General features: G+C 32.4%; 18 protein-coding genes. 2 read left to right on the forward strand and 16 right to left on the reverse strand.

Annotated features, from left to right (window positions below):
- Positions 1-20: 20 nt before the first annotated feature.
- The 9 genes from R6X41_RS11975 to R6X41_RS12015 form a co-directional block, all read right to left on the reverse strand.
- Positions 21-746 (reverse strand): methyltransferase domain-containing protein, encoded by a 726-nt coding sequence (locus tag R6X41_RS11975; RefSeq protein ID WP_318500563.1) that lies wholly within the window; start codon positions 744-746, stop codon positions 21-23.
- Entirely contained in the window at positions 743-1,882 is a 1,140-nt protein-coding gene (locus R6X41_RS11980; protein ID WP_318500565.1) for an NAD(P)/FAD-dependent oxidoreductase, read from the reverse strand. Before R6X41_RS11980 ends, R6X41_RS11975 begins: the two co-directional genes overlap by 4 nt.
- A 32-nt stretch (positions 1,883-1,914) precedes the next feature.
- A complete protein-coding gene (locus R6X41_RS11985; RefSeq protein WP_318500567.1) occupies positions 1,915-2,376 on the reverse strand; it encodes a GreA/GreB family elongation factor in 462 nt (153 codons plus the stop codon).
- On the reverse strand, positions 2,366-3,058 hold the full coding sequence (gene mtgA, locus R6X41_RS11990) for a monofunctional biosynthetic peptidoglycan transglycosylase (protein WP_318500569.1): 693 nt from the start codon (positions 3,056-3,058) through the stop codon (positions 2,366-2,368). The genes R6X41_RS11985 and mtgA overlap by 11 nt, the downstream gene beginning before the upstream one ends.
- A 27-nt stretch (positions 3,059-3,085) precedes the next feature.
- On the reverse strand, positions 3,086-5,851 hold the full coding sequence (locus R6X41_RS11995) for a PD-(D/E)XK nuclease family protein (protein WP_318500571.1): 2,766 nt from the start codon (positions 5,849-5,851) through the stop codon (positions 3,086-3,088).
- 69 nt (positions 5,852-5,920) lie between these two features.
- Positions 5,921-7,276 (reverse strand): OmpA family protein, encoded by a 1,356-nt coding sequence (locus R6X41_RS12000; protein ID WP_318500573.1) that lies wholly within the window; start codon positions 7,274-7,276, stop codon positions 5,921-5,923.
- 811 nt (positions 7,277-8,087) lie between these two features.
- Positions 8,088-8,504, reverse strand: coding sequence for an SRPBCC domain-containing protein (locus tag R6X41_RS12005; RefSeq protein WP_318500575.1), 417 nt, complete (start codon positions 8,502-8,504; stop codon positions 8,088-8,090).
- A 32-nt stretch (positions 8,505-8,536) separates the two neighbouring features.
- A complete protein-coding gene (locus R6X41_RS12010) occupies positions 8,537-9,184 on the reverse strand; it encodes a DUF1801 domain-containing protein (protein WP_318500577.1) in 648 nt (215 codons plus the stop codon).
- Between the two features lie 184 nt (positions 9,185-9,368).
- A complete protein-coding gene (locus R6X41_RS12015) occupies positions 9,369-12,542 on the reverse strand; it encodes a UvrD-helicase domain-containing protein (protein WP_318500579.1) in 3,174 nt (1,057 codons plus the stop codon).
- 129 nt (positions 12,543-12,671) lie between these two features.
- Between R6X41_RS12015 and R6X41_RS12020 the strand changes: the two genes are divergently transcribed.
- Entirely contained in the window at positions 12,672-13,280 is a 609-nt protein-coding gene (locus tag R6X41_RS12020) for a superoxide dismutase (protein WP_318500581.1), read from the forward strand.
- A 484-nt stretch (positions 13,281-13,764) separates the two neighbouring features.
- Here the strand turns inward: R6X41_RS12020 and accC are convergent, their stop codons facing one another.
- The 6 genes from accC to pdxA all read right to left on the reverse strand — a co-directional run bounded on the left by accC (position 13,765) and on the right by pdxA (position 18,752).
- Positions 13,765-15,120: an acetyl-CoA carboxylase biotin carboxylase subunit gene (gene accC / locus R6X41_RS12025; RefSeq protein ID WP_318500582.1), complete on the reverse strand. Its 1,356-nt coding sequence runs from the start codon at positions 15,118-15,120 to the stop codon at positions 13,765-13,767.
- Between the two features lie 73 nt (positions 15,121-15,193).
- Positions 15,194-15,667: an acetyl-CoA carboxylase biotin carboxyl carrier protein gene (gene accB, locus R6X41_RS12030; RefSeq protein ID WP_318500584.1), complete on the reverse strand. Its 474-nt coding sequence runs from the start codon at positions 15,665-15,667 to the stop codon at positions 15,194-15,196.
- Between the two features lie 37 nt (positions 15,668-15,704).
- The gene (locus tag R6X41_RS12035; protein ID WP_318500585.1) at positions 15,705-16,700 is read right to left on the reverse strand and encodes a beta-ketoacyl-ACP synthase III; all 996 of its coding nucleotides are present in this window, start codon (positions 16,698-16,700) and stop codon (positions 15,705-15,707) included.
- Between the two features lie 178 nt (positions 16,701-16,878).
- Positions 16,879-17,082 (reverse strand): 50S ribosomal protein L32, encoded by a 204-nt coding sequence (gene rpmF, locus R6X41_RS12040; RefSeq protein WP_007647175.1) that lies wholly within the window; start codon positions 17,080-17,082, stop codon positions 16,879-16,881.
- 7 nt (positions 17,083-17,089) lie between these two features.
- Complete coding sequence (locus tag R6X41_RS12045) at positions 17,090-17,632, reverse strand: YceD family protein (RefSeq protein WP_318500586.1); 543 nt, start codon at positions 17,630-17,632, stop codon at positions 17,090-17,092.
- 97 nt (positions 17,633-17,729) lie between these two features.
- Positions 17,730-18,752 carry a 4-hydroxythreonine-4-phosphate dehydrogenase PdxA gene (pdxA, locus tag R6X41_RS12050; RefSeq protein WP_318500587.1) on the reverse strand — a complete coding sequence of 341 codons (1,023 nt, stop codon included), beginning with the start codon at positions 18,750-18,752 and terminating at the stop codon, positions 17,730-17,732.
- Positions 18,753-18,817: 65 nt separating this feature from the next.
- On the opposite strand from pdxA, the gene R6X41_RS12055 reads away from it, so the two are divergent.
- Positions 18,818-19,411 carry a riboflavin synthase gene (locus tag R6X41_RS12055; RefSeq protein WP_318500588.1) on the forward strand — a complete coding sequence of 198 codons (594 nt, stop codon included), beginning with the start codon at positions 18,818-18,820 and terminating at the stop codon, positions 19,409-19,411.
- A gap of 2 nt (positions 19,412-19,413) precedes the next feature.
- Here the strand turns inward: R6X41_RS12055 and R6X41_RS12060 are convergent, their stop codons facing one another.
- Positions 19,414-19,608 carry a PID-CTERM protein-sorting domain-containing protein gene (locus R6X41_RS12060; protein ID WP_318500589.1) on the reverse strand — a complete coding sequence of 65 codons (195 nt, stop codon included), beginning with the start codon at positions 19,606-19,608 and terminating at the stop codon, positions 19,414-19,416.
- Between the last annotated feature and the right edge of the window lie 130 nt (positions 19,609-19,738).

Raw genomic sequence — 19,738 nt, forward strand, 5'->3', positions numbered from 1 at the left:
CTATAATTCAAAAACTGCCTCTAAACTTTAAAAGCGGAACTTTTAAGTATCCATTGAAAACGAAAAGCCCATTTCCATTTTAGGTAATAATTAGCATTTAATTGCTGCGATATACCTTGTAATTCTGCTCTTGTAAACCCTCTTAATACAGACGTTAAACCATCTTCAACAATTGTTTTATTCTTAATTGTTATACTCAATAACTTGAACAAATAGTAGGCCAGTTTATGTCTATGTAAATCATTAACCACTATTCCTAATTTTGCTTTTTCTAAAACAGGTTTTAAAAATTTAATAAGTACTTCGTCTTTAAAATGATGAAGAAACAGAGTGGTTAAAACTAAATCGTATTGTAATAGCCTAAAATCTTCAGAAAAGATATCTATGGTTTTAAATTGAATATTATTGAATTCTTTTGATAATGACTGGGCATATTTTACTGTGTTAGGATTTGCATCAATTCCTATTAATTGAAAATTATATCCATTTAGTTTTCCAAAACGAGATACGTCTCTCAAAATATCTCCACCACCGCAACCTAAATCTATTATTGTAATAGTTTTACCCTTATCGAAATTAATCAGTGCTTTTTTGAGTCCATTTATAGTAACAGCATTTCCTCCTAACCATTGATTAATTTTAGCTAATTTATCTAATGCATCATGTAGTATTGGACCACTATAATCCAAATCGTCCATGATTTCTTCCGCTTCGCTTCTATATTTTGTGTCAACTAAAAAACTCATTTTACTTTCATCAATTTTCCGTGAGTCCGCTTTATTATATGAGGTAAAAGACTAGGGAACCACTTAATTATTTGCATCAAAACTTCGGATATTTTAGGTTTGTTAAACAAATTAGCAACAATTCGCCCTGTTTTTAAACGTGATTTAAAGGCTGCATTCCATTCTCTAAGATATTGCTTTTCTAAAGCATTCCTATGAGATATTTCAGAATTAAAAAATTTAATAATTAGTAATGATGCTATTTGGGCACTTCTAATTGCCATACTCATCCCATTACCAGATAAAGGATGAATCAATGCTGCTGTATCACCACACATCAGGATGTGATTTTCGATAGGTTTCTTAACCTCAAATGAAATTTGGCTAATAGTTAGCGGTTCTTCAAAAACTGGAATCGTTTCATTGAAAATGGTTTTTAAAAAACTATTATTAAAGACTACTTTCTCTTGAAAATCTTCTATATTTTTAAATTTTTTAAACGAATTAAAATTGGTGATATAACATAAGTTAATGTTGTCATTCTCTACTTTAGAAACTCCACAATAACCACCTTCAAAATTATGAAGTGCCACCAAATCGTCTGGAAAAATACCTTTTACATGAGTTTTCACTGCTAAATATGGGGACTTGGTTTTAATGAATTTTCGATTAAGTTTTATATCTAGATTTGCACGTTTACCATATGCACCAATAACTATTTTAGCTTTATATACTTTCCCGCCTTTTGTTTCTACAGAAAATTCTTCCTTATGAAACTGAATATCCTCGACAACTTCCTGAAGTATTTTAACACCATTGTCTAGTGCTTTATTTGCTAAAGCAGCATCTAAACAAAATCGGCTAATTCCAAACCCTCCTAATGGTAAATTAACTGAAATGAGTTGACCTCGAGTTGTAGATAATTGAAATTGATCAATTTTTTTAGCACCTAATTTAAACACATCAATGTCTAAAAAATCTAGGTAGGGTAAAACTTCATTAGAAATATATTCTCCGCAAACTTTGTGTTTAGGGTAGCTGTTTTTTTCTAGAACTAAAACGCTTAGGTTCGCTTTGGACAAGTGAATTGCGCTAGATAAACCCGCCAATCCACCACCAACTATAATAATATCAAAAAATGTGATCGTGCTATTCAATATCTTTTTATTAAAGATAAGTCGAAATTGATTTAGATTACTTTAATAATTTCAAAATCTTGATTCCTAAAAACAATCTTATCACCTACTTTTTTAGACAATAAAAGCTGACCAATAGGAGTATTTGGTGCAATAGCGAAATATTTTATATTATTAAATTCGATCTCTCCAGCACTTATAGCAATAAAATAATTTGATTTATCTGTAATAATAGCACTTCCTAAACAAATGGTTTCAGACTGTTTTAATACATTTATTTTAGACAAAGCTTGTTTTACCTGATTAACTTCAGACAATTGTGTACCGAATTTTTCACGTTCTAGTTGCAACATCGCACGTCCGGTTTCGTGTTTATCTCCTGCCGAACTTTTAGTTTCAGATGTTAACGCCTCCTGAACTTCAGCGATATTATGCTTTACATTCGCCAACCTTTTATCAATAAAGGCTTCGCAAAGTTTTAAAAGTTGCTGTTTAATCTCAGAATTATTCTTCATTAGTTTTAAATCGTAAGGGTCCAAAAAATTTCATTTGTTTAACAATCCATGTTTTTCGTTTCTGAATATATGCAGAAGCTGGATTTGCTTTATAATGTCTTGGATTTGGTAAAATTGAAGCGATTGCAGCCGCTTCGTAAGCTGATAAATTAGATGCAGATTTTTTAAACCAAAACTGAGCTGCAGCTTCACAGCCATAAATACCATTACCCATTTCTATACTGTTTAAATATACTTCTAAAATGCGCTCTTTACTCCAACACAATTCAATTAAAACTGTAAAATAAGTTTCGAATCCTTTGCGCAACCAACTTCTCCCCGGCCATAAAAACACATTCTTAGCTGTTTGTTGACTAATCGTACTTCCTCCTCGAACACGTTTCCCTTTCTGGTTGTATTCGATCGCTTTTTCAACAGCTTTAAAATCGACACCGTTATGTTTTAAAAAGTTTTGGTCTTCACTACAAATTACTGCTTTTTGCATTGAATTAGAAATCTTATCTATAGACTTCCAATCGTGTTTCCAACCTTTTGGCATACTATTTTCAGTCGTTTCGAAACTACGAATAACCATTAAAGGTGTAATAAAAACTGGAATAAATTTGTAAAGCACAACCATAAAGATTGAACTTAAAGCGAACCAAAACAGAATTTTTAATAAAAATTTAAATATTTTTTTCATCTATTTTCTAAGAATCATACGAATCTATTAATGGGTAATTTCCTTTTCTTCAAAGTCGTTTTCAGTGTTGAAAATATCTAAAATTAAAACCTTAAGCTGTTCTTCAAATAATTGAATAGTTTCTTTATCGATAGAGGTAATTTTAGTCGCTCCAGACCCAGATTTATCCTTTTTAGTAAATTTTAAAAAGCCAGCATTTAAATTTTTGAATGAAATAATACCCGCTTCCAGTGGGAATTTTAAATTTCCGTCGGAATGCATCATAAAGGCGTAACATAGAATTTGGAAGGGTTTACTATATTTATTATAATCTGTGGTGAGCTCATCCCAATCTACAATTTCCACTTGAGACTGATCAACTTTCCCTGTTTTATAATCAATAATTCTAGTGGTGCCATCATACTCATCTACACGATCTACTTTTCCACCAATAGTAACTGGAAAAGGCAATTCTGGAATAGAGATTTTCACCTGCTTAGAACTAGCTTCTATAGCCAAAATTTTAATAATTCTTCCGGCTTTAATTTCTTTCAGTTCCAAATTTATAAAATTAGATACATAACGTTTAGCAATTTCAAAACTGATAAGATTCTTACCTGTACTTATATCGCCTTTGTTGTACGTCTCTTCAAAATGATGTAAAACTGTACTCGAAATTTTAGATTTCATATTAGTAATATGCTCAACTGTTAATTGCTCACCAACTAATGGTTCGTAGAAATCTTCGAGTGTATTATGTACAACAGTTCCTAAAGTATTCGCGGCTACTATTTCTTCTACCTCGTCGTATTCTTGAATTTTCAATACCTTTTGAAAATAGAAATCCATAGGATTTCTCATATAATTGGTTAACGAAGAAGGTGAAAATCCATGTTTAGCAATCTCCCTCAAACGCTCTAGAACTAAAGGCGATTTTGAAATTGTTTTAAGTTTCTGTTCAACTAAATCTACCGTTGGTGTGGCAATTATGTGATTTAGAGTATGTATTTTTTCTAACTCTAATTGCGTTATAAATCTACTTTTCTCTCCACCTGTTAATATATCTGCCTCTGTATTATAAATAATATACACATTTTTAGCACGTTGTAATAAACGATAAAAGTGATAGGTGTAAACTGCATCTTTTTCTTTAAATGTTGGTAAATTATTCTCCAATTTCACATCTAATGGAATAAACGAATTATTACTTTTCCCTGCAGGCAATACACCTTCATTCACAGAAGAAATAATAACAGTTTCAAAATCTAAAACACGAGATTCTAGCATTCCCATAATTTGTAAACCTTGAAGAGGTTCGCCCTGAAAATCTAGTGTTTCACTGCTTAATAGCTCCTTATAAACTTGATGCAATGCACTTATGGATTGAAAAAAACTATACGTTTTATTTAAGCGTTCTAATTCATTAAAAAGTTCATGAAACCTATACGTGTATTCCAAACTTAAAATGTGTTCATCCTTCTTTTTGTTTAAATAATCTTTTAAAGCAAAAATGAGTATTTTAGATTGATTTAAAGCTTTGGTTGCATTGTTATTCCAAGAACTAAACAACAACTCTAAAACATCTTTAAAAGGCTCGCAAAGTTCAACTAAATGCTGATACGTTAGAAAAACAATGTTATTAGTCTGAATGGTTTCTATTAAGATGGTCGCATAATCTTTATTCTCTGAAATAAATAAAGGGCGAATAAATTGATGAGACAAAATTGAAACTATATCCTTATAATAAAATGATTTGGGGTTGTTTTTATGTAAATTAAAAAGACTCTCGAATAACGAAGCTAAAGGAATAGATTTTAAAGGAAACCCCATCGTAACATTTAAAGTCTTTACGTCTTCTGGAATTGAGTTTAAAACGGGAAGTAAAAGCTCTTCATTTCCTAAAACTATCGCTGTCTTTTCTAGTTTACCTTGTGTTTTACCTAAATCTTTTAAAATGTTACCAATATATTTTGCCTGCCCGATATTCTTAGGAACACCAATAATATGAACGACTTTCTGATCTTTATAATTTTCAGTAATCCAATTAAAAGGCTGCGTTTTAAAATACTTCCAATTTTTAGCATGTTGCCTAGTAAACAATCCAGCATCGTGAATAGGGTTTTCATAAAATATTTTATCTATATCCCAATAAACTAAAGCATTTGTATGCTCCAAAATATGTTGAATAATAGATTCTTCTGCTGTGTTTAAAGCATTAAACCCCAAAAAAACGTGTTGTGTTTTATTTTGTTCTACATAACTTCCAACATGCGCATTTGCTTGTCTGTAAACCAACCCTTGATAGCCCAAATAATTTTCCAATAAGTGTTCTGTAAAATGGGTATAGTAAAGATGTAGTTTATTCCAAAAGGCCAAATAATTTTTAACAAAATCGGTTTGTTCGGCTTGTAAGGACCAATGCTTTAGTTCTTGAATTGCCCCTAGATAATTAAATATTTTATCCTGTGGTATTAGATACCTATCGATTTCATTAAAATCCTGAAGTAGAATTTGCGCCCATTTAGAAAACACTTCAAACGAATCTGGAATAGTCTCTTTAGTAAGAGCAAGGTAAGTACTATAAAATTGAAAAAGCAACTCTGTATTCGAAACTGTTTTTAAACCAGAAATGGATTCAACAAAATCTTCAATACTTAATATTTCTGGAGCAAACATGGTTTGTTTAGTAGATCTTGAAAGTTGATGCTTTAAGAATGTACCTGCACGTTTACTAGGAAGAATAAATTTTAATTCGGAAAGGTCGAGACCTTTCTCTTGTAGGTTATTAATAACCTCTTCTATAAAAGTTGTCATTGTATAAAAATAAAAAACGCCCCGAATAAACGGGGCGTTTTATATAATTATATTTAAATAAATTTAGTCTTAATTCTTAACTAAATTAATTTCTACACGTCTGTTGTTAGCTCTACCAGCTCTAGTTTTGTTAGTATCGATAGGGTTAGCTTCTCCAAATCCTTTAGGGAATAATCTAGAAGCATCTACACCATGTTTTACTAAGAAAGCTTTAACTGCTGCAGCTCTAGCGTCAGATAATTTCATGTTTAATTCATCAGAACCTACACTATCTGTAAAACCTTCTACATTAAATTTAGCGTTAGAATATTCTTTCATAATTCCAAGAATATTTTCTAATACTTCAGCAGAATATGTTTTGATAGTAGATTTACCAGTATCAAATAAGATTGTTTTAGCATAAGCATTTAATGATTTTTGAACAGCTTCAGGAAGTTCAGGACAACCATTGTTAGCTACAGTACCAGGAATTTCTGGACATTCATCAATATTATCAGGGATACCATCTCCGTCAGCATCAGGCCAAGGACATCCGTTGTTTTCAATAGGACCAGGAATTTCTGGACAACCATCTAATACATCTGGAATACCATCACCATCAGTATCAGGACAACCATCAAATTCTATTGGACCAGCGATTAAAGGACAAGCATCGATTGGATCTGGAATACCATCACCGTCAGTATCAGGACAACCATCAAATTCAGCTGGACCAGCTTCGTTAGGACAAGCATCTTGACTATCTTGAATACCATCACCGTCAGTATCAGGACAACCGTTAAAGATTGCTAAACCAAATACATCTGGACAAGCATCGTCATTGTCGTAAATTCCATCTTTATCAGTATCTTTTCCACCAAATTTGATAGTAAGACCAGCAGAATGTTGGAAGTGAGAAGTTAAGTAATCTTCGAAAGCTTGTTTGTAAGTAGATTGTACTGTAAGACCAATGTTTTCACTAAACCAAACGTTGAAACCTAAAGTACCATTACCTGTTGCAGCACCAATTTCGTTTACCCAAGTGTAACCTGCACCTATTCCAATGAATGGGTTAAAGGTACTGTAGTTTAAGAAACCGTACTTGAAATTACCATCTATTCCATAGTAAGACCAATCTGGTACAGATTCATCACCGTATTGGTCAATTTTATTAATTGATCCTGTTACTCCAAAAGACAAGCCACCTGTAATGTGACGCGCTGCTGTAATTGTTGATAGAGAAGGCAAAATGTTCCAGTGATCACCAACGTTCCAGTATTCGTCTCCGAATCCTTCACTAAGTGGTGCTCCCTCTCCGTTTGGAAAGAAGTCTACTGCGTTTACTCCAAAGCTAATAGCCCATGGGTTGTTTTCATCTTGCGCATAAGTGTTGCTAAAACCAAATACCAGCAACATTGCGAACAATAATCTGCTAAGATTTTTCATATTCAAAAGTTTAATTTTTAAGTGTTAATTGTAAACAAAAGTAAGTTGTTAAATATTATTAACAAAGACAAATATAAAAAAATATTAACAACTTTAACGAAAGTTCAAGAGTTTAGAAAGGTTTTATATAACACCTACCGTTTTTCCAACCTTTTTAAAAACCTTAAACGCTTAGACTAAGTGCTGCTGCTTATGGGCTACTGAAAGCTGTACGCTAATTCTTGCTTTATTTTTTAGGACTACAGAAAAACAAAATCGAGGACTTAAACACCTTTCTTTTAATTCAAAATTTAACATATTTTGGTGCTAATTCACATAGTAAAGTGCAATGTAAACAATCTCATAATCTACTTTTTACCTATATTTTATCCTCATTTGTTAGCACCAAATATGTTAAAAATGTGTTCCTGTTTATATATAAGGACTTTGTGTTTTACAAATAGAATGATTTAGATTTCAAAATTTCTTAAAATCCGTTAATTTAACAAGTGAAATGTTAAAATTGACATTACCTCATTACGAATACCTTTTAACATATTTGGCTACTTGAATACATCTAATAATGGACGGAAATCTCTAATTAATTTTTGTGAAATATGACTTTAGTATTACCTATAATTATAGTGATTTCGCCATCGTCTCCGTATATGAAACATAGCGTGTTAAAAGACGTTATCGTTTCGGATTATACACGAGCCGAATTTAAAAACTTAGCGGTCTTCGCAAATACACAAAAAACTTTAGTAAAACCTGTAATAGCTATGTTTTATAACCATTGTGTGTGCAACGTTTTTCTGCGTTTAGATTTTCACTATTTTGTTTCCGCATATTTCTTGAAATTATCTAAAATAGCTTGCCAGCCATTCTTTTGTTGTTCGTCCGAATTCGTTCCTTCCGCATCAAATATTTGTTTTAGATGTACTTCATTTTTACGTTCTGAAAATTCAACGTCAACATTTCGTCCATCCATAATTTTGTAAGTAATTAATTCATTCTGAACTACGTTTTCATATTTACCTGTAAAATCAAAACCCATACTTCCGTCTTTTGCCTCCATTCGAAAATTGAATTCTCTACCTTTTTTCAAATCATTTTTTGCGTTTGGGCAACACCATTCGTCATTTGCAAAATTCCAATTTATTATATGATTTGGTTGTGTGTATAATTCCCAAACTTTACTTATTGGTGCTTTAATTTTTGTTTGAACTGTAATTCTTTCTTTGCTCATTTTTTCAAATATAATTTTTCATCAAATTGCTTCTATTTTGAACTCTCTAATTCTTTGTGAGAACCATCACAATTCGGCTTTCGTTTTGAAAGTCCACAAGTACAATCGTTTAGACCAAATCCGTCAAAAATTCGTTCTGTATTTTTTTCAATTCGGGATATTTTAGTTTTCGATTGTTTTGGTTTAAAAAAATGAAGAAGATAACCTCTTTGTCTTCCAGCAGTTAAATCCTTAAATGCTTTTTCAAAATTTGGGTTTTCTTTAAATTTTTGTTCCAACTCTTCTGGTATTTTAAAGTCTGTCGTTTTTTTCTTTTGGATTTTCAGACCAGATTTTTCTATTTCGATTGCTTCTCTAATATATTGTTTAATAATCGGTTCTAGTTCTGAAATTTCTGGTAAGTCCGTAAAACGTATTTGTCTTGCTGACTGTATGTTTTCTGTTTGTTGAATTAGGATATTTTCTACGTCTTTTAATAAAACGCCTTTATGGAACAGAATGGCACAATAATCTTTAAATTCGTGGATTAAAATAATATTTTTCCCGTTTTCTGTATAGCAAGGATGCATCCATTTAAATTCCTCATTGAGTCCTAAATCGAGGATGATTTCTCGAAGTTTTGTCAATTCCTCTTTCCATTTTTTGAGGTTACTCAAATAATTATTTACTTCTTGGTTCATCGTATTTCCTCGGTTTCTTTAAATGTTTCACAACTTGATTATATAATATAGAACTTCGACTTCCTCACATAACTTTAGATATTTTCGAATTAAAAATCATGTGCTTTATTTAATTCAAAACACACTCAACCTAATATAACAAAGAACTTTCCAAATAATGTTTTATTACGAATTATGTAAAAAACTAAACATAAGTAATTTGAATATCTTCATTTATATAGACTAGTATTTTTGTTATCACCTCAAAATTCATGGTTTCAATACTATCTTGATAATACTGTAATTGCTGTTTATGCTTCTCTAACTCTGTACCTGTTTTATAATCAATAATTATAACCTTATTATTAGGTGTTATTACTAGTCGGTCGGGTCTCAAAATAGTGCCGTCCTTTTTAATAATATCCCGTTCGGCATAGATGGTATTCTCTGACGAAAAATAAGATTGAAGTTCTGGATGGTCTATAATTTGTAGAATACTGTCCTGAAGTCCATCAAACTGATCGGACGATATCAACCCAGATTGTTCTGCATCTTTTAAAACCAAATCTACATCGGATTCAGTCTTTATTTTAGCCATTAAATTATGGACTAAATTCCCTTTTTCTATTGCATCTTGTTGTTTAGTATCCCATAAATAACCGCTACTTGCCACAATTTTTATATTATGATCTTTTTTTGCAGTAGAGATAAATTCTAATGTCACCTGTTTCGCTTGATCACTCTGTTCTGTAAGCTTCTTTACAATTGGAATTCGTTTCGGACTTCCAAAATTATAATTGAATTTATCAGACTCCCAAAGTTTATTTTGAATTAAGAAATCGATAAACAAACCACTGTATTTTTTTGTATTTACATTCTGTTTTGCATCCAAGGCCAAACTACTAATAATATAAAGTTGCTCTACGGGCCTCGTTAATGCCACATATAAAAGATTAAGATTATCTAATTCCAGTTCCGATTGATGCCTTGCACTAATATCTACACCTTCTTTTCCAAATTCTTCAAAATTAGTTTTATTATAATCTAATAATGTGAATGGAAAATCGCTAAACTCTTCTTTAACTAAAGGAAACCATTCTTTGGGTTCAATTTCTTTATAAATATCGAGATCGGCAAACGGAAAAATAACAACTGGAAACTCTAATCCTTTCGATTTATGAATCGTCATGATCTGAACCGCATCTTGACCTTCCGGAGATACAATGCTTAGCTTGTCTATTTTAGCCTCAAAATAATCTAAAAATCCAAAAATATCTGATCCTTTTTTTTGTGTGTATTCTAGAACAACATCTAAATAATATTGAATATAGGCATTGGAATGTTTTACTAAATTGAATTCGCGAACCAATGTTTCAAACATATCAAACAATGGCAATTGTATTAAAGCGCTAGCGTTTGTATATATTCCGAATTGCTCGAAACTTGCAAACAAATCAGTATTATCTAACTGAATATATTGTGCTAAAAACTTATGTTTATCTTCAATTTTAAATCTATCGGCTAAAAAGTATAAGATTTCAGCTTTAATTTCAGCATTCTTCGGTTGAAACAATAAGCTTGAAACATGCGTTACAAACAAAACTTCTGGTGCTTGTTTAATGAGTAACAATTCTGAAGAAATAATAGGAATCCCTTTCTGACTTAAATAATTTGCGGTCGACACAGCATTTTTAGTTTTGCGCACTAAAATGCAAATGTCCTTTAACTGAAAACCGTTATTCTTACAATCTTCTATGGTTTTATAAACCTGCTCAGGGTAAAGTACATCTCGATCTTCATCTTTTAAATCTAAAAATGAAATATCTACATAACCTTCATTAGCATTCTTTTGCTTTTGAATGGCCCGTTGATATAGTTTCCCATACGTTTCGTTGCTAAAAGTAGAACCCGACACATATTCAAAAAATGTATTATTAAAATTAATAACCGCTTTAAAACTTCTATAATTAGTATCTAACGACTTTATTATTTTAGGGGTATTAAACGGATTATGTTTAAAATCCGGATCTGACAATTCTATAAATTGTTCCGCTCTTCCGCCACGCCATCTGTAAATAGCTTGTTTCGCATCCCCCACAAGCATTAAAGACCCAGGATCTTTTTCAATGTCATGCATATCGATAGCTTCAGAAATCAACGGAATTAAATTATTCCATTGCATGGTTGACGTATCTTGAAATTCATCAATAAAATAATGATTGAATTTTTCTCCCAAGCGTTCATATATAAAAGGTGTGGGTTGTGCCGCAATTTGATCACTGATTAAAGAATTAAATTCTGAAATTAGCATTTTGTTTTCTTCGTGTTTAAGCGCTATCAACTCATGGTTTATGGCATTTAAAACCGAAAGCTGCGTCAGATTTTTATATATTGTTTTTCTGAATTTAAGAGCAAAATAGATCTGTTTTGTTTGGTTAAACAGAGCAGATATTTGCGGCTGAAGGCGATCTATTGTAGCAGCTAAATCGGCTTCTTTTTTTACACGAGCGGGATACAACGGATGGCTATCTATTTTAGTTTGCCAAGCTGTATTATAACTAACATTTAAATCGCCTTGACTTAGTTTTTCGAAATACTTTGGTGCGTATTTACCAGAAAAATCAGCAAACTCAATACCATTGTTCTTAATGAGCTCCAGAAACTCTAAAGCGATTTCGACAATTGCAATTTCAGAAGATTTAATATCTTTCTTTAGCTGCGTTTTAAGTGTGTTGAAATCGGATAACGATTTATCTTTTAATTGCTCCAGATAAGGAATATCATTTTCGTAAATAAGCAGTTTCGCAATTTTATAAAGGTCTAGAGCAATATTCCAACTTTTATCATCATCTGCCTTTTCTATGGCAAATTGAACTAACACGTCTGTAATTTCTTTATCTGTTCCTGCTTTTGCAATTAATCGATCTACAGCTTTATTAAGTAAAGTTTCGGAATCTAAATCGACTTCAAAATTTAATGGCAGTTTTAAATCGTGCGCAAAAGTCCTAATTATTCTATGTGTAAACCCATCGATTGTAGAAATTTCGAATGCAGCATAATTATGAATAATGGTATGAAGCAGCATTTTCGACTTACTATGCAAAGCCTCTGGTTCCATTTTTAATTCTTCGCACAATACATTAAACATATCGTTACCATCTACAAGAACTTTTTCGTCCGAAAATTCTTTAAGCATTTTTATAATACGTTCTTTCATTTCGAAAACCGCCTTATTGGTAAAGGTTATGGCCAAAATGTTTTTAAACTGAAAATGACTCTTAGATTTAAATAAGATTGTTAAATAGGCTTTTACAAGCGTAAATGTTTTTCCACTTCCTGCAGAGGCATCATAAATAGAAAAAGTAGTACTAGGCTCCATACTTTATAAAAAATTTAAGACAAGATAAAAACTATCGATGATTCGATAACTATTTATTATTTTTAATTGCCATGTATTATACTTAAATTTGAAAAAGGAATTTTTATTAATCATAAAAACTATAATATTATGGCTTTCGAATTACCGAAATTACAATATGCTTACGATGCATTAGAACCAAATATCGATGCTCGTACAATGGAAATACACCACACTAAACATCACCAAGGATATACTAACAATTTAAATAACGCTATAGCTGGAACAGACTTAGAAGGAAAATCTATTGAAGATATTCTTACAGGTTTAGACATGAGTAATAGTGCTGTTAGAAATAATGGTGGTGGTTTTTACAATCATTCATTATTTTGGGAAGTAATGAATCCAGAAGGTAAAGGTGCTTTATCTGGAGAATTAAAAGCAGCTATCGAAGATGCTTTTGAATCTGTAGATGCTTTTAAAGATGCATTTAGTAAAGCTGCTGCAACACAATTTGGTTCAGGATGGGCTTGGTTATGTGTAAATAAAGGCGGAAAAGTATCTGTATGTTCTACACCAAACCAAGACAATCCATTAATGTCTGGTGTTTCTTGCGACGGAACTCCTATTTTAGGGTTAGACGTTTGGGAACATGCTTACTACTTAAATTACCAAAACAGAAGACCTGATTATATTAATGCATTTTTTAATGTAATTAACTGGAATGAAGTAGAACGTCGTTATGCTGAAGCAAAATAAGACGTATTAAAATTTATATTGAAGTCGGGCTATATTTTATATAGTCCGATTTTTTTTTGGAAATTATTTTAAATGTAAAAGGTGAACTGTTAAGTTCACCTTTTGCCCCAAATCTACCATGAACTTAACCTACTTATGTTATGGTGACACAAATATAAGTGGCATTAAGATGTACTAAAAAAAAAATAGTTAAACGGAATAAAACGAGGCTGAACTACTTTATTTACATTTTAAAACCCTATAAACCACAAGAGTTTCTGTATTTAAATGAAGTTAAGAATTAACTTGACCTCCAATTATTAAGGTTAAAAGATTATTTAAATACTAAAAATAGAAATGTTAAACTAGAGTTGTGTTAAGGATAGAAGCGGCATCCTTTTCTTTTTTTTAAAATAAAAGATATAGCGGATAGCCTGACTTTTGCTTTTTCAGCAAAAGAAACACCATAAAAAAACTCCGAAATAGATTCCGGAGTTTTTTTGATTTATTCTTCTACTGGAGGTTTTTCCATTACGAAATCTTCCATGAATTTTGTAGTATAATTTCCAGCGACATAATCTGGATGATCCATTAATTGTCTATGGAACGGAATTGTTGTCTTGATACCTTCTATTACGAATTCGTCTAAAGCACGTTTCATTTTACTGATGGCTTCTTGTCGAGTTTGCGCCGTTGTAATTAACTTTGCAATCATAGAGTCGTAGTTTGGCGGTATACTGTAACCTGCATAAACGTGGGTATCTAAACGTACTCCGTGACCTCCTGGCGCGTGTAATGTTGTAATACGACCTGGCGACGGACGGAATCCATTATAAGGATCTTCTGCGTTAATACGACATTCAATAGAATGTAGGTTTGGCGTGTAATTCTTACCTGAAATTGGCACTCCTGATGCTACAAGTATTTGCTCACGAATTAAATCGAAATCTATTACTTGTTCTGTAATTGGATGCTCGACCTGGATACGTGTATTCATTTCCATAAAGTAGAAATTGCGGTGTTTATCGACTAAAAACTCGATAGTTCCAGCACCTTCGTACTTAATGTATTCTGCTGCACTTACAGCAGATTTACCCATGGCATCGCGCAATTTCTTAGTCATAAAAGGGGAAGGAACTTCTTCGGTTAACTTTTGATGACGACGTTGAATTGAGCAATCGCGTTCTGATAAATGACAAGCCTTTCCTGTTGAATCTCCTACAATTTGAATTTCAATATGTCTAGGTTCTTCAATAAGTTTCTCCATATACATACCGTCGTTTCCGAAAGCAGCTTTAGCTTCTTGACGGGCAGAATCCCAACCATCTCGAAGGTCTTCTTCTTTCCAAATGGCACGCATACCTTTTCCACCACCACCTGCGGTTGCTTTAAGCATAACAGGATAACCTGTTTCTAAGGCAACTTTCTGGCACATTTCAAAATCTGCTATAATACCATCGCTTCCAGGAACACATGGTACTCCGGCAGCTTTCATAGTTTCTTTTGCAGTAGCCTTATCTCCCATTTTTGCGATCATATCGGCAGAAGCTCCTATGAACTTGATATCGTGTTCCTCGCATATTTTAGAAAACTTAGCATTTTCTGAAAGAAACCCATATCCTGGATGAATGGCGTCTGCATTTGTAATTTCTGCAGCTGCAATTATATTAGACATTTTTAAATAAGATTCACTACTTGGTGGAGGGCCTATACATACGGCCTCGTCTGCAAACTTTACGTGCAAACTTTCTGCATCGGCTGTAGAATATACTGCAACCGTTTTAATCCCCATTTCTTTACAGGTTCTAATAACACGCAGTGCTATTTCCCCTCTATTGGCTATTAGTATTTTTTTAAACATAACGTATAAAATTAAAAATCTCAAATTCCAAATTCCAAGCGTATTGGGATTTGTTTTGGAATTTTAAAATTGGTTATGATGGATCTACCAAAAATAAAGGTTGATCGAATTCTACTGGAGACGCATCGTCTACAAGTATTTTAACAACTTTACCAGATACTTCTGATTCAATTTCGTTAAAGAGCTTCATAGCTTCAATAATACAAAGCACATCTCCCTCACTTATAGTTTGACCAACTTCTACAAACAGAGGTTTGTCCGGTGAAGGTTTTCTATATAAAGTTCCAATAATTGGAGATTTTATAGTTATGTATTTTGAATCTGCTTCTGTTTCTACAGGAGCTACTGTTGCTGCAGGAGCTTGAGCTACAGGATGTGCAACAGGAGCCTGAGTTACAGGTATTTGTTGTACATAAGTTGTAGTTTCTCCTTTATCGTCACCACCTGTTTTGATGGTAATCTTTACATCATCGGTTTCTAATTTAACTTCGCTTGCTCCAGATTTGGCAACGAATTTAATTAAATTTTGAATGTCTTTTAAATCCATAATAAATTAGATTTTAAAATAAGTTATTATTAGTCAATTAGGAATTGTATGCCCAAGTTAAGTATATAGATCCCCAAGTAAAACCACCTCCAAAGGCTGCAAAAACCAATTTATCGCCTTTTTTAAGTTGTTTTTCATAATCGTTAAGTAACAATGGTAATGTAGCAGAAGTCGTATTACCGTACTTTTCTATATTAATCATTACTTTTTCAGGATCTAAATCCATTCTATTTGCTGTTGCATCTATAATACGTTTGTTCGCTTGATGGGCTACTAACCAAGAAATTTCGTCTTTAGATAAATTATTTCGTTCTAATATTTTTACAGCAACATCTGCCATATTAGACACAGCATTTTTAAATACTGTTTTTCCATCCTGAAACACATAGTGTTTTCCTTCGGCTACTGCTTCTGGGGTAAGAGGAAAAGATGATCCGCCATACGTAGCTTGTAGAAAATCTCTACCACTACCATCGCTTCTTAAATACTCGTCATGCAATCCAAAACCTTCTGTATTAGGTTCGAATAACACAGCACCGGCACCATCACCAAATATAATACATGTTGCACGGTCTTTATAATTAATCATTGAAGAGTTTTTGTCTGCTCCAATAAGTAATATTTTTTTATAGCGTCCACATTCAATATAACTAGCTGCTGTAGACATTCCGAATAAAAAGCTAGAACATGCTGCTTCTAAATCGTAAGAAAAAGCATTCACAGCGCCTATTGCAGTTGCAGTAAACGCAGCTGTTGCTGCCGCTTTCATATCTGGTGTAGCTGTTGCTACAATTACTAGATCTATTTCCTTTGGATCTACTCCTGACTTATTAATAAGGTCTTGAGCTGCGTTTATAGCCAAAAAAGATGTTCCTTTCCCGTCTTCTTTTAAAATACGACGTTCTTTGATTCCTGTTCTAGACAGAATCCATTCATCGTTAGTGTCAACCATAGACTCTAACATCTTATTAGTTAAAACGTACTCTGGGACATATGCTCCTACAGCCGTAATAGCCGCTGTTATTTTACTCATAACGTATAAATTATTGAACCAAAACTTAGATAATTAGACCTGAAACCTCAATTTAATGGCCAAATTACTTAATTTTTAGTTTAATTAGATGCAAATTAAGTTGTTTTTGACTTATAGAAAACTATATGACAAAAAAAACGCTCACAATGGAGCGTTTTTTTGTATGCGTGCATAATACTTATGCTAGATTCTCTTCTACTTCAGAGTTGTCAATTAATACTTGACCTCTGTAGTATAATTTTCCTTCGTGCCAATGTGCTCTGTGATATAGGTGAGCTTCTCCTGTTGTTGGACACGTAGCAATTTGTGGCGCAGTTGCTTTATAGTGTGTTCTTCTTTTATCTCTTCTTGTTTTCGAGATTTTTCTTTTAGGATGTGCCATTTTCTATTTATTTATTATCCGTTAATAGTTTCTTTAATGTATTCCAACGAGGGTCTGATTCCTCTTCGTCTTTTTTTTCTTCCTTAATTTTAGGACTTAATTCTTCTAACTTATCAAGTATTTCTGATTGCAATGTTCCATCTTCAACTCCAGGATGGACATGCTTCGTAGGTACTGCCAATACTACTAATTCGTAAATATACTGCTGTATATTTAATTCGTATTCTCCATGAGGAATTACTAGCATATCAATTTCTTCGTCGTTGTACTCGTCACCAAAATTCACTACCAAATCAAATTCATTTTGAATTGGTTGGTCGTAAGGTTCGTTTGTGACATCACAATAGACGTTTACTATTCCCTCGATTTCGAAGTGCAACTCTAGTAAAGTGTTCTTTTTTTCTAAAAGAACATCAACATGAATGTCTGCACTATTAAAATCTTCATACTCAAAATGTTTAAAGAACTCTTGTCCAATTTGATATTCGAATTGATGTTTTCCTAATTTTAATCCAATAAATTGAATTGTAAATTCTTTCAACGGCTTCATTTCCATATCTATTTTGGGTCTGCAAATATATAAAATTTTATTATAGGCAAGCTTACTTATAAACATTTTTTTGTTTATATCTTTTTTAATCTATATTTTATACTCTTCTAACAAGCTCGTCGTATTCTAATCGATGTTTAAAAATCTGGATCCCAGCAAATAACGCCTCTTTAAAAGACGTTTCGTTTGCAATACCTTTCCCTGCTATTTCAAAAGCCGTACCATGATCTGGAGATGTTCGTACTTTATTTAAACCTGCCGTATAGTTTACACCTTCTCCAAAAGACAATGTTTTAAACGGAATTAAACCTTGATCGTGATATGATGCAACTATGGCGTCGAAATTCTTGTAATTATTAGAACCAAAAAAACTATCTGCAGCATATGGTCCAAAAACCAATTTACCACTATCCTTAATTTTTTTTAATGTCGGACGCAATACCTCATCGTCTTCATTTCCTATTACTCCATTATCGCCAGTATGCGGATTTATCCCTAGTACTGCAATTTTAGGTTTAGAAATTTGAAAATCTTGTTGAAGTGATTTATAAACAGTATTAATTTTCGTTTCTATTAATTCAGGGGTGATATGATTTGAAACTTCACTTACAGGAACATGATCTGTTAACAAACCTACTTTTAAGAAGTCAGTTATCATAAACATTAAACTTTCGCCTTCTAACTCTTGCGCTAAATAATCTGTATGTCCTGGAAATTTAAATTTTTCAGACTGAATATTGTGCTTATTAATAGGAGCAGTTACCAACAAGTCGATAGTGCCTTCCTTTAAGGCCAATGTAGCTGCCTCTAAAGATTTAATTGCGTACTCACCTATTTTAAAATCTTCTTTTCCAAAGTTAATAGACACATTCTCTTTCCAAACATTAAGTACATTAACCTTACCAAGAATAATTTGGTTAATATGGTTTATGCCATTAAAGTTGATATCCATTTTAAAATGATTCTTAAAAAAAGACATCACTTTAACTGAAGCGAAAATCACTGGTGTACAAAATTCTAGAATTCTAGGATCTTCAAAAGTCTTCAATACGATTTCGCCACCAATACCGTTCAAGTCTCCAATTGAAATGCCAACTATAATATTTTCTTCTTTCTTCATTAAACTTGATAACTATTTTGTTCGTAATTTTACAATTACAAATTTAATCAAATAAATGAATTAATATGTTTACAGGAATAATAGAAAATTTAGGTCGTGTTGCCAATCTTAAATCAGATCAAGATAATCTACATGTAACCATAGAAAGTAGTTTGGCTTCAGAATTAAAAATTGACCAAAGTGTGGCACATAATGGTGTCTGTTTAACGGTTGTAGGCATAAAAGAGAATACATATACGGTGACAGCCATACAAGAAACCCTAAACAAAACAAATACAGGAACGCTACAGGTTAATGATTTAGTTAATTTAGAACGCGCCATGCTGCTTGGAGATAGACTAGACGGACATATTGTTCAGGGTCATGTAGACCAAACTGCAACCTGCATTGAGATTAAAGAAACTTCAGGAAGTTGGCTATTCACTTTTGAATACAATAAAGACCTTAATAATATTACTATTGAAAAAGGATCGATAACAGTAAACGGGACTAGTTTAACGGTGGTAGACTCTAAACGGAATCAATTTAGTGTGGCTATTATACCATACACCTTTGAACACACAAATTTTAAATACTTTAAAATAGGAGATGCTGTAAATTTAGAATTTGATGTTTTAGGGAAATATGTGAAACGCCTATTGGAATTTGATATTAAATAATCTTATTTTTTTAAAGATTTCTTGATACCGTAGTAAGCACCTGCTGCAATCAAAACAGTTAAACCTCCATCTATCGGTAAACCTGGGGCAGTTGGAGTTCTACCTTCAGGGGTTCCTGGCTCAGGCAGCGTTTGCGCAATACACAAACACCCTGTAAACAAGAGCATAAATAAAATAAGTTTTGTTTTGTTTTGCATCACATTGTTCGTTGGCTAATTAACTTAACCAAAATAAGTTCAATAAAAATTTAAATTTGTAATCGGATATTAATTTAATCTTTATACGAGCGGTAAATTTAACATAAAATAATTTACTTAAACAACTATT

It is taken from the genome of Formosa sejongensis, assembly GCF_033447105.1.
Taxonomy (GTDB): Bacteria; Bacteroidota; Bacteroidia; order Flavobacteriales; family Flavobacteriaceae; genus Formosa.